Source organism: Pseudoalteromonas mucoides, from assembly GCF_049257175.1.
GTDB lineage: Bacteria > Pseudomonadota > Gammaproteobacteria > Enterobacterales > Alteromonadaceae > Pseudoalteromonas.
Map to the genome: position 1 here is coordinate 345706 of NZ_JBMMUC010000001.1, position 12041 is coordinate 357746.

Below are 12041 nucleotides of genomic sequence, written 5' to 3' on the forward strand. Positions count from 1 at the left end.
TTAATTAACATTACTTTCAAGCAAAATGCAACAACAATTACATTAACATTTGATGGTTTTTTGATCTTAATTGTGAGCTTGTAGTCTAACTTTATGATTTTAGATAAGAGTTTTAGTTATGCAGCAATCAGTAATGAACAGTAGAAATAGTATTGATACTAGCAATAAAGGTTTGGGTAACGGTGATGAGCTTGCTCATAGTGGTTGGTGTGTTGCAAAACAACAGGTGAGTCTGCCTTGTGCGTGTATTTACCAAACTCGGTTAGATAATAACATTGCATGGATGGCAAAGTTTGCACAGCAAAGTAAGGTGGAGTTTTCACCGCATGGTAAAACCACTATGGCACCGGGTATTTTTAAAAAACAGTTAAATGCAGGTGCTTACGCGATCACTATTGCAACGGTACAACAAGCTGTGGTGGCTGCTCGCGCTGGTGCAGAGCGTATTATTATGGCCAACCAATTAGTTGGCAAAGCCAATATGCAGCAGCTTAGCTATTTATTAAAACAGTATCAGATTGATTTTTATTGTTTAGTGGATGATGTTAGCAATGTAACAGCCCTTGGTGAATTCTTTTGTGAGCAAGGTTTACAAGTTAAATTGCTGATTGAATTAGGAGTACCTGGCGGGCGTTGTGGTGTAATTGATGCTCAAAAGCTTCAACAATTGACCGCGCATATCAAGCAGTTTTCTGCATTACAGCTTGCCGGTATTGAAATATATGAAGGCGTATTGAGTACGCAAAGTGAAGTGACTGCATTTTTAGCAGATGCGGTCGAAAAATGTAAAGCTTTGATAGCTCAACAGGCTTTCGCTACAGAGCAAGTAATCATTACTGCTGGTGGCTCTGCTTGGTATGACTTAGTGTGCGATGCATTTGCACCACAAAATTTGCTAGATAATATGACTCCAGTGATCCGCCCAGGTTGTTACGTAGCCCATGATCAAGGGATTTATCAACAAGCACAACAGAGCGTGTTAGCGCGTAACCCGCTGGCATGCAATATTGGCAGTGACTTACAGTCATGCTTAGAGATTTGGGCGTATGTGCAATCATTGCCGGAGCCTGGTCGTGCCATTATTGGTATGGGTAAGCGAGATGTCGCTTTTGATGCTGGATTACCCATCCCCAACTTATATGTAGATCAATCTGGTACAGTACGACCTGCAGGAGCCGACTGGAAAGTTGAACAAATAATGGATCAACATGCCATGCTGACTTATACCGACACTGAACAACTAAAAGTGGGCGATATTATTGCATTTGCAACTTCGCACCCATGTCTTACATTTGATAAATGGCGTTATATTAATGTCATAGATGATGACTATAACGTTATTGAGATCTTTGATACGTATTTTTAGGAGAATAATTAATTGGATATTGTTTCGCGAATTAAAGAGCGCTTAGGCCATTTACGTCAATCAGAGCAACTCGTTGCACAATTAATTTTAACCGATCTGCAATATGCAGCATCTGCAAGCATTAGCGACTTAGCTTTGAGCGCTAAAGTGAGCCATGCGTCAATTACGCGCTTAGCAAAAGCATTAGGCTGCGACAACGTACGGGATATGAAGCTACAGCTTGCGCAATCACTGGCAGTTGGGGAGCGTTTTATAAGTGAAAACGCCTCAGCCCGTGAAGATATTCCGGCAATTTACCAAGCAATTCACAATATTTTAGATATCAATGCTGGGCTTATTGAACAGTCTTTAGTAGAAGAAGCAGCACGCTGTATTGCAGGTAGCCGTCATACACTCATTTTTGGTGTTGGAGGGGGTAGTTCAGTAGTAGCACAAGAGTGCCATAACCGACTATTTAGGCTTGATGTACTTAGTAATGCTTATAGCGATCCCGTGATGATGCGTATGACAGCAGCCAGTGTTGACGTGAGCGATGTAGTAATTGTGTTGTCGTTAACAGGACTTGCGAACGATCTTATTGATGCAGCAAGTATTGCCAAAGATTACGGCGCAAAAGTAATTGCTATTTGCCCTGATAGTGCGCTTGCTGATACAGCGACAATTCACTTACCAATCAAAACAAATGAATCCGATTATATTTTTACGCCAAGTACGGCTCGCTACGCCATGCTTGCTGCGGTAGACATTCTGGCCAGTGAAGTGGCTATTTTAACGCAGAAAAAATCGCGTGAGAAGCTGCGCCGTATTAAACATGAGCTAGATGAGTACCGTCAAGGACCTGATCGCGCACCGCTAGGAGATTAACGATGCAGTACGATATCTCGCAACCAGTAGACACCATTATCTATCAAGCAAAGGTATTTGATGGCTTAGGTAATGCGCCAGTGCATATGGACGTTGCAATTAAAGGACAGCAGATTGTCGCACTGGGTGAGTTATCTGCATACCAAGCAAAAGAAAAAGTTAAGGCTAATGGACTGTGTTTAGCGCCAGGTTTTATCGATGTACACACTCACGATGATTTAGAAGTACTCAGAAACCCTGATATGGCGGCTAAAATCAGCCAAGGCGTAACGACGGTTATTACAGGCAATTGTGGCATTAGTGCCGCACCTGCCGAGTTAGCAACGGATGCGCCAGATCCAATGAATCTATTAGGTGATAAAGCTGAATTTAAATTTGCTCAGCTGCGCGATTATATCGACGCTTACAATGTGCGAAAAGCTAATGTCAATGTGGCTGCTTTAGTCGGGCACACAACACTTAGAAATAATGTAATGGTTGATTTACTACGCCCAGCTACAGCAGCTGAAATAACCACAATGCAGCAGCAACTTGATCTTGCTCTCAGCCAAGGCGCATTAGGCTTGAGTACTGGCCTTGCCTATAAAAATGCCAATCAATCACCATCTTCTGAAGTGCACGCGTTTGGCGAGGTCTTGAAAAAACACCATGCGATCTATACCACGCATTTACGCACCGAATTTGATGCCGTACTTGAGGCGATGGATGAAGCATTTGCGATGGAGCAAGAGTTTGGCATTAAAGTGATTATTTCCCATTTAAAGTGTGCAGGTAAAAATAATTGGGGGCGTGCCCCTGAACTATTGGCAAAATTTGCGGCGCAAGGTGAGCACTCAAAATGCAGTTGTGATGCATATCCTTATGCAGCCAGCTCCAGCACCTTAGATTTAAACCAAGTAACCGATGACTTTGATATTTTTATTACCTGGTCAGAAACGCACCCTGAGGTGGCTGAGCAATTACTGGCAGATATAGCCAAGCAATGGGGCATGAGCTTGCTTGATGCTGCTAAAAAATTGCAACCGGCGGGCGCGGTATATCACGGTTTAAACGAAGACGATGTAAAAACTATTTTAGCGTTTGATAAAACCATGATCGGCTCTGACGGTTTACCGTGCGACCCGCATCCGCATCCACGGTTATGGGGAGCATTTCCGCGCGTGCTGGGACATTATAGCCGCGGGGAAGGGATTTTTTCACTGGCAACCGCTATTCATAAAATGACCGGTCTCAGTGCCGCTAATTATCGGTTAGCGAATCGTGGCGTGGTCAAAGTCGGTAACTTTGCTGATTTAGTGCTATTTGATGCCGATGAGGTTATTGATAACGCAACATTTGTCGATTCAGAACTACCAGCCTCAGGTATTCACCGCGTGTGGACCAACGGCCAAGCAACATTAATAGATAAACAGATCCTACCTGCGTATTCGGGTAAATTTTTAACATCACTAGGAGCAAGTAAACATGATTAAACGAATTGGTATCGAAGGCGGTACAGGCACAGGTGGGCAGCATTTACCTTTTTCTCGCGCAATAGAAGCCGGTGGTTGGTTAATGGTATCTGGGCAAACCCCAATGAAAGATGGCGAAGTGGTTGAGGGCAGCATTATTGACCAGTCACGTTTAGCGATTCAAAACTGCCTCGATATTATGGATGAAGCCGGTTACGGCCTTGAGCACGTTGCGCATGTTAAAGTAATTTTAACTGATGCGCGTTACTTTCAGTCGTTTAATAAAGTGTTTAAAGAAGTATTTGGCGAGCATCCACCAGCTAGAATTTGTGCGGTAGCTGATTTAGTTGTCGACTGTAAAGTTGAGGTAGATGTTACCTGTTATAAAGCACCTTAAGGTTTTGTCAGCGCGTCAATGACAGCGTTGACATTTATACCTAAGAGCACATATAAAAAATAATCGTTCTTAGGTCATCAACAGAATAATAATTATCACCAATCACGTAATTAAAATGACGTGCTGTAGCTAGCGCTGCGTGGAATGGTGGAGCAGGGTATCTTATGAAGTGGCAACTATTAATGGCCTTTTTAGGCTACTTAGGATTTATGATCTGGTTTGGCTGGTGGGTTAGCCGACATTCCAAAGGAGGGGATGACTTTTTACTAGGGGGGCGTAATTTACCCTTCTTTCTTACGCTAGGCACAACAGTTGCCACTATGGTGGGCACTGGCTCGTCAATGGGGGCTGTTGGCTTTGCGTATAATAATGGTTGGGCAGGGATGATCTATGGTTTAGGCGGAGCATGCGGTATTTTACTATTGGCAAAACTGTTTGCGCCAGTGCGTAATCATGAGTTTATGACCATGAGTGAAGAGGTCTCCTATTATGTTGGTGCTCATCCTTTGGTTAAAAACACCATTGCGGTATTTATTTTTGTTGCCAGCATTGGCTGGTTAGGGGCGCATATTTTAGGTGGTGGGATGTATCTTGCGTGGCTGACTGGGTTATCACCGCTTTCGGCAAAACTACTTATAGCTTTAGGATTTAGTATTTATGTAGTGATTGGTGGTTATGTAGCTGTTGTTTGGACTGATTCTATTCAGGCGATAGTCTTATTTGTGGGCTTTTTTTTAATGGCGGGAGTCGCGCTTTATGAAGTGGGTGGCTTATCGCAAATGGCAAATGCTCAACCAGTTCTTAATCAAAGCTTTTTGTCACTTGATAAAATAGGGATTGTGCAGGGGTTATCATTATTTTTTGCGGTACTCGTTGGTGTGTTGGTTGCTCCTTCGTTTCGCCAGCGTATCTATTCAGGTAAACATGTAAATAGTATAAAGCAGTCTTTTTATTTATCTGGCGGGTTATATTTAGTGTTTGCCATCGTTCCTGCCCTTATCGGGATGGCTGCCTATGCACTTAACCCCACACTAGAGAATAGTGCATTTTCATTCCCTTATATGGCATTTGAATTATTGCCTTTTGGTCTAGCTGCTTTGGTTATCATCGCAGGCCTATCAGCCACTATTTCTAGTGCAAGCTCAGATGCGATTGCTGCGGTGAGTGTGTTAATTCGAGATATCTACAGTTTAGTGTTTAAACGTATGCCCCATGCAAAAGATGTGGTCATCCTTTCGCGCATAGGATTGGTTTTAACCATCGGGACTGCACTGTTACTTGCGCTACTGACTAATGATGTTATTGGCTATATAACAAATATGATCGCAACGCTGATGTCTGGCTTGTGTGTGTGTGTTTTGCTCGGTCACTTTTGGCCGCGTTTTAACTGGCAAGGTGCGATTGCTGCTTTAGTCGTGTCGTTGATTGTTTCGCTGGCCATTATCGCAATTCCAACGTGGCAAGCATTTTGGAGTAACCCGATTATCCCCGCGACTTTAGCTTCGGCATTATGCGCTGTAATCGTTACTCTAGTTACTCCAATGCAAAAGCACACATCAGCGCAAGCTTTGGCTATTTTAAAAGCTCAGCGTGAGGAAATGCAGCATGATTAGTGATAAAAGCCACAAAAGAACAGGAATTAACTAATGAAAATAATAATGAAACTAATCTTAGCGAGTGTTTTTTTAAGTTGCTCTAGTTACATTTTTGCTGCTGTAAAAATGCCCTTAATGCCTATGCCTACAAAGGTAGAACCACTGAGCGGCACAACTAAGCTGAACTCATCTCTCAAAGTGTATATTGCCAATGAACAAGTGGAGTTATTACAACCGCTGTTAGAAAATTCATTAATAAATAGTTCATTTAAAACGTTAGTGCTGACTGAATCAGCGCAGGCGCAATTACATATAAATATCTCAAAAGCTGTGAATGAGCTTCCTTATCTAAATATGGATGAAAGTTATAGCTTAGAGATTGCAGATAATAAAATAAAGTTAAACAGCGCTAATCAATATGGCATGTTAAGAGGTTTGGCAACGCTATCTCAGCTATTATTTAGCGCTCAACAACCGCTAAAGTTGGATAATTTGAAAATATATGATGAGCCAACTTATCCTTGGCGAGGCTTATTATTTGATGGTGTTCGTCACTTTTTACCCATAGCTGATGTGAAGCGAACTTTGCGAGGTTTAGCTTCAGCTAAATTTAATGTATTCCATTGGCATTTAACAGACGACCAAGGTTGGCGAGTGGAGTTAAACAGCTACCCTAAACTACATAAAACCGCATCTGACGGGCTTTATTATACGCAAAGTCAGATCAAAGAAGTTGTTGCTTACGCGGCTAAGTTGGGGATCCGAGTCGTTCCTGAGTTTGACGTGCCAGGCCATGCAAGTAGCATTGTGCTTGCTTATCCAGAGCTTGGTAGCGGTACGACATTAACTGATATGGAGCGACACTGGGGAGTGTTTAAACCTTTGCTTGACCCCAGTAATCCAGATGTTTACACGTTTGTAGATGAAGTCGTTGCTGAGCTAGCTGGCTTATTTCCTGATCCATATCTACATATTGGTGGCGATGAAGTTGATGACAGTGATTGGCAAGCAAACAGCCAAATACAGGCTTATATGGTAGAAAAGCACATATCTGACAGTGCGGCATTACATGCTTACTTTAATCAACGGGTTGCAAAAATATTAGCAAAGTACAATAAAAAAATGATTGGTTGGGACGAAGTACTGCACCCTAGTTTACCAAAAAATACTTTGGTGCAATCATGGCGAGGTCATCATTCATTAGCGGCTATTCGTGAAGCAGGTTATGATGGTTTACTCTCCAGTGGCTTTTATATCGATCAGCCTCAATGGACTAGTTACCATTATCGTAACCACCCCAATCCACCTACTGAAAAGCGAATTACAGCAAAGCAAGTAATTAGCAGTGTTAATTTTAGCCTTCAGCGCTTAAAAGGCAGTGCAGTTAAAGGTGATGTGACACTATTTAAAACGAATGCAGATGAACTATTGGCGTTAGTTAATATTGTTGGTAAAGGCGGATTTATTTCAAAACAGGTCGTGATGAACGACAGAAATACCGCTGTTTCTATTGACACTTGGATGGGACCAACAAAATTATTACTTGGTTCAAAAAAAGGGAAAAGTGCTATTGCCATGGTAGGTAATACTCCTTACCCATTAACGGTTAGCCCAAAAGCAACATCAACAATGCAAACACTGGAATCGGCATTATCGCGTCAGCAAGATACACTGAAAGCGGGTAACGTACTTGGTGGAGAAGCGACGATTTGGGCTGAACTTATCACTACAGAGAACTTAGACACTCGCTTGTGGCCAAGGCTATACGCGATAGGCGAACGTTTTTGGTCATCTGCGCAATTAACGGATGAGCGTGATATGTATTCACGATTAATGATAATGGAACGTTTCGCCGAGCAAAAAGTAGGGCTATTGCATCAGCAACAACTAAATAAACGCTTACAAACATTATCTAAAACTTCCGCTGATGATACCAACACGTTACGAGTTTTTAGTCAGCTTATTGAACCTGCACACTATTATACCTTACATCACCTAGCGTTTTTACGTGATGAATATAATCAGTATGCTCCGCTTGATAAGCTGGTTAATGTTTTGCCAGTAGAAAGTCTGCAGTTAAAACAACTTGATTTTGCCATAGTGGATTATCAACAGTCATGTGATCACGAGCATTTAAGTTTAGTAACAAACAAGCTTAACAACTGGCAAACTTTGTTAGAGAAAAACCCGTCGTTGTTTTTATCAAATAAGGAGTGGCAAACGAGTTATTTAGAAGTGATTTCAGCGTTGAAGAACAAAGACAAATTGAATACACAGCAGGCTATTCAAATCAACAATGGCAGTATAACGCAAGTGGTTCAATCAATTAATCTTTTAAAGCAGGCTAGGTTGAGCTGTAGCCGTTAATGCATTGCTTTAATCTAATATTTTTGAAAATAGAATAAAATAATAGGTTTATAAGCGCTATAACTATATACTCGCGCGCGCTCAGCGTGTGGTCAAATTTAAGTCAGTTACTTTTATTAGCCATTCGCTAAATAGTGAACCTAAACTGGGCTGCTTTATAGCATAATGCTCAGTTTTATATTGTGTTGTTTTTACAACAATTATTTTCGGAAATATAACATGAAAGATAAGCTTTTAGTGTTTTGGCAAAGCCACTCAGATACCATCATTACTTTAGGGTATAACTTGGTATTAGCATTGGTGATAATTATTGCCAGTGTCTTAATTGCACGCTCGGTTAAAAGAGCAATTAAGAATTCCAAATCACCGCTTAAAAAGTTAGACGATACCTTATTACCAATATTATCAAGTGTTGTTAGTTATTTGGTATATATCATCGCTGGGCTTTTTATCTTAGATATTTTTGGTGTTAATACTGCAAGCTTAATTGCGCTGATGGGAGCTGCAGGTTTGGCCATTGGTTTGGCGCTTAAAAATACGCTCAGTAATATCGCTGCAGGCATCATGTTACTAATACTTAGACCTTTTAAAGTAGGAGACTTTATTGATGCAAGTGGTACAACAGGCACCGTGAGTGAAATAAATCTATTTACCACTATTTTTAAAACCACCGATGGTCTTTTTATCGCGTCACCAAATGGAAAAGTCTGGGCTGGAAATATCAAAAACTTCACCCGTAATGGTAAAAGGCGAATGGATATTGTTGTGGGTATTTCATTTGCTGACTCAATAGATGATGGTTTAGCTGTACTTAGAGAAATCGCGAAAACAGAGAGTCGCTTATTATTGGAGCCTGCACCAAAAGTCATGGTGGCATCAATCGGTGAAAGTGCGGTAAATATTCAATTACGCGCTTGGACTGTTAACGGTGATTATTGGCAAACTGTATGGGATTTAAATAAGCGAGTAAAAGAGTCTATTGAAGAAGCTGGGCTGACAATTCCATTTCCGCAGCGTACGCTGCATATCTCGGAGTCGATGGCATCGGCAATCACGATTAATAAAGATGTGTAAATAGGTGGTCGTCATTTATGGCGACAATAGTATTTGACCACCGAAGGCTGGAGGCTCTTCGCGCTACATAGAGAAGACAATTGTAAAGTTAATTACTGACAGGTTTTTTCTATGAACTCGGTGATCTCTGTTGTGAGTAAACTCGCACCTACCCAGGTAGCAGCGAGTTTACCTGCGACAGTGAAATTATTACTTGTAGGCAAGCCACTTGCCTACAAGTAATATAACCTCCTGTAGGTCGTGATTTAAGTGTGCCGCATAACGTTAGTCAGTTAACCTAGATTGGCGTTTTCTTTACATCAGGACTTTGTCGCATCACTGTAAGTGGCGACTGGCGACTGGCGAATGTCCTAAGTTCTTAGCTAGTAACTTATAAAATAATACGGTACTTTGTAATTCGCCTGATGAACTCAGTGCAAAAAGAGGTATTTGCCCAGCTTCTATGTAACCAAGTTTACGGTATAAATCAGAGGCAACATCCCCTAAACGAGTATCAAGTACTAGTAATTTCAGTTGTTGCTGTAACGCACCTTGTTCAAGAGTATGCATTAGTTGTTTGGCAAACCCTAGGCCTTGATGTTGGCTGTGCACCATAAGCTTTTCAACTTCACCTCTATGTTTACCGTTGTCTTTTTGGCACAACGACAACTGAACGGCAGCTATGATTTTTGAGCCTTTAGTAGCTACAATTAGTTTGCGTTCGTTATTTTGTAATTCAACTTCAATACTATGCCAATATTCCTCTGCGATTTGGCTTGTTAATGGAGCAATAAAGCCAATAGATGCCCCGTTATTAACACTGTCCATTAACAGGTTATTTAATGAATTGTGATAACCCGCTAATGAATTTATGCTATGTATTTTGACTTCTTCTCGCTGAGTTTGAGGCATTATTGCAGTTCTAATTGAAACGGATATACAGAGCCAAGTTCAAGAATCTGTGTGAGCTCATCAAGTGCGTGCCAACTCTCAAGCAGCAGGTTTGGATCAGCAAAGTCTTCACTGCTTAATCTATCGCGATAATGCTCATTCGCCCAGTTACACAATTGTTGGTACTTACTATCAGTTAAAATAACAGCTGGGTTAACAGCTGCGAGCTCTTGCTGATTGAGTGCCACACGCAAACGTAAACAGGCTGGGCCACCGCCATTTTGCATACTTTGTTTTAAGTCAAAAAACTGAACTTGATTGACGGGGTTGTCGGCACTGAGCATCTCATTGATAAATGTATTTACAGCGGGATTATTTTGGCACTCTTGTGGAGCGACTAAAAGCATTTTCCCATTACTTAAGCTAACGAGTTGGCTATTAAATAAGTAACTTGTTACGGCATCAGTAATGCTAACTTTCGCAGTAGGCACTTCAATAATATGCAGTGGTAGTTCACCTAAGTAAGCGTTTTTGATTTGCTGTAGTGCATTAGACTGATTTAAAAAAGCTTGCTCATGGCACATCAACACATTAGCGTTACCCACCGCAATTACGTCGTTATGAAACACACCCTGATCAATCACATCAGGGTTTTGCTGTAATAAAATCTGGCTGGTGGGCTTCAATTGATGTAATCGACAGATTGCTTGCGAGGCTTCAAGTGTCTGCCTTGCTGGAAACTTTTTGGGTTTAGGTAAAGCGCTATTAAATGCACTTGCCCCATAGACGAACATTTCAAGTCCTGTACTAGCATGGTTGTCAGTAAGGCGGGTGTGATTTGCAGCCCCTTCATCACCAAAAAAACCTTGATCAGGCAAATGAGTATGATGACTAAACGTTTTCGTGTCGTTAAACATTGCTTTAAGTAAGCGGGTTGTGGTTTCTGGCTCTAATGAACGATGAAACTTATTATTCAAATTTGCTGCAGTAAAATGTACTTTGCCATCAAGGGTATCTGCTGAGGGAGATACTGTTGCTGCGTTTGCTGTCCACATTGCAGAGGCTGAGTAACAAGCACGGAGCAAAATAGGATCAGCCTTGTAGGCTTTGCCAATAACGTCGCTATCGCTGCCGCCAAATCCTAAGCGGCGCAAAACATTTACATCTGGTCGTGCGTGGGGAGCAAAAACACCTTGTGTTAACCCCAGATCGTGCATTGCCTTCATTTTAGCAAGGCCTTGTAGCACCGCCTCTTTAGGATTGGAATAACTCGCGGCATTATTTAGTGAAGCCACGTTACCATAAGACAATCCTGCATAATTGTGAGTCGGGCCGACAAGACCATCAAAATTTACTTCTACTGCTTTATTCATACTGTTACAACATGGTTGGAAGGTTTATTAAACTATAGTGAAAATTAGCACCGAACTCTAATTTAAGTTTGCTAATTCTAACTCTACAGTTTGTAAATTTTGCTGCAAACGCTTTTGAGTTGCAAGCAAGTAGGCTTTTTGTTGTGATATTTTAGCCTGCTGTTGACGCAATGCTTTATAGATCACACGCTTTGGTAAATCATACTGTGCCGACGCTTCGGTAATTGTGAGCTGGTGTACAGATAGTTTTTTTAATGCTTCATCTAAGTAAGGGTAACTACTTAACATATCTGCGCTCCCTTTCAGCTGTAGTGTGGGTATCGTTGGCTTCGTGAACATGCCAAACACTAATGTCTAAGCGCCACAATAGATATAAAGTGTGATAAAAGTTAGTCATAGCTCGAGCTCCCTGTAGACGAGGTAAATGAAGGTAAAACTCATGATTAAAGAGTTACTCTTCTATAAGAAAGATCTATGCCAGCCTGTATAATTAATTTTAATTGAATTATATCAATAGCTTGTGTTTTTAATAAATATTGAAGATTGAGTATAAGCACTAATGTAGTGAAAAAACTGGTGGATTTGCACTTTACTGGAGCAAGAAAGGCTGCATCAAGCTTTTAATCTTACGAAAAGTTTATATTAATTGATGTGTCGACAGGGTGATGAGTTAGATTAATATAA

At 41.2% G+C, this 12041-nt stretch carries 10 protein-coding genes; 7 read left to right on the forward strand and 3 right to left on the reverse strand.

Going from position 1 to position 12041, the window contains the following annotated elements; all coding sequences use genetic code 11:
* The first annotated feature begins 118 nt into the window (after nt 1-118).
* The 7 genes from AAEU30_RS01440 (at nt 119) to AAEU30_RS01470 (ending at nt 9114) form a co-directional block, all read left to right on the forward strand.
* Entirely contained in the window at nt 119-1366 is a 1248-nt protein-coding gene (locus AAEU30_RS01440) for an amino acid deaminase (protein ID WP_421958963.1), read from the forward strand.
* 12 nt (nt 1367-1378) lie between these two features.
* Nucleotides 1379-2230, forward strand: coding sequence for a MurR/RpiR family transcriptional regulator (locus AAEU30_RS01445; protein WP_421958964.1), 852 nt, complete (start codon nt 1379-1381; stop codon nt 2228-2230).
* Between the two features lie 2 nt (nt 2231-2232).
* Nucleotides 2233-3702: an N-acyl-D-amino-acid deacylase family protein gene (locus tag AAEU30_RS01450; protein WP_421958965.1), complete on the forward strand. Its 1470-nt coding sequence runs from the start codon at nt 2233-2235 to the stop codon at nt 3700-3702.
* On the forward strand, nt 3695-4078 hold the full coding sequence (locus tag AAEU30_RS01455; protein WP_087534022.1) for a RidA family protein: 384 nt from the start codon (nt 3695-3697) through the stop codon (nt 4076-4078). Before AAEU30_RS01450 ends, AAEU30_RS01455 begins: the two co-directional genes overlap by 8 nt.
* Before the next feature lie 164 nt (nt 4079-4242).
* Entirely contained in the window at nt 4243-5691 is a 1449-nt protein-coding gene (locus AAEU30_RS01460; protein ID WP_421958966.1) for a sodium:solute symporter family protein, read from the forward strand.
* 33 nt (nt 5692-5724) lie between these two features.
* Complete coding sequence (locus AAEU30_RS01465) at nt 5725-8040, forward strand: beta-N-acetylhexosaminidase (protein ID WP_421958967.1); 2316 nt, start codon at nt 5725-5727, stop codon at nt 8038-8040.
* A gap of 219 nt (nt 8041-8259) precedes the next feature.
* Complete coding sequence (locus AAEU30_RS01470; protein WP_421958968.1) at nt 8260-9114, forward strand: mechanosensitive ion channel family protein; 855 nt, start codon at nt 8260-8262, stop codon at nt 9112-9114.
* Nucleotides 9115-9429: 315 nt separating this feature from the next.
* Here AAEU30_RS01470 and AAEU30_RS01475 read toward each other — a convergent pair whose 3' ends face one another.
* From AAEU30_RS01475 to AAEU30_RS01485, 3 genes are read right to left on the reverse strand one after another with little or no spacing between them, the layout of a single operon-like run.
* A complete protein-coding gene (locus AAEU30_RS01475) occupies nt 9430-10005 on the reverse strand; it encodes a GNAT family N-acetyltransferase (RefSeq protein ID WP_421958969.1) in 576 nt (191 codons plus the stop codon).
* Entirely contained in the window at nt 10005-11357 is a 1353-nt protein-coding gene (astB, locus tag AAEU30_RS01480; protein WP_421958970.1) for an N-succinylarginine dihydrolase, read from the reverse strand. The genes AAEU30_RS01475 and astB overlap by 1 nt, the downstream gene beginning before the upstream one ends.
* 57 nt (nt 11358-11414) lie before the next feature.
* Nucleotides 11415-11645 (reverse strand): hypothetical protein, encoded by a 231-nt coding sequence (locus AAEU30_RS01485; protein WP_421958971.1) that lies wholly within the window; start codon nt 11643-11645, stop codon nt 11415-11417.
* Nucleotides 11646-12041 lie beyond the last annotated feature (396 nt).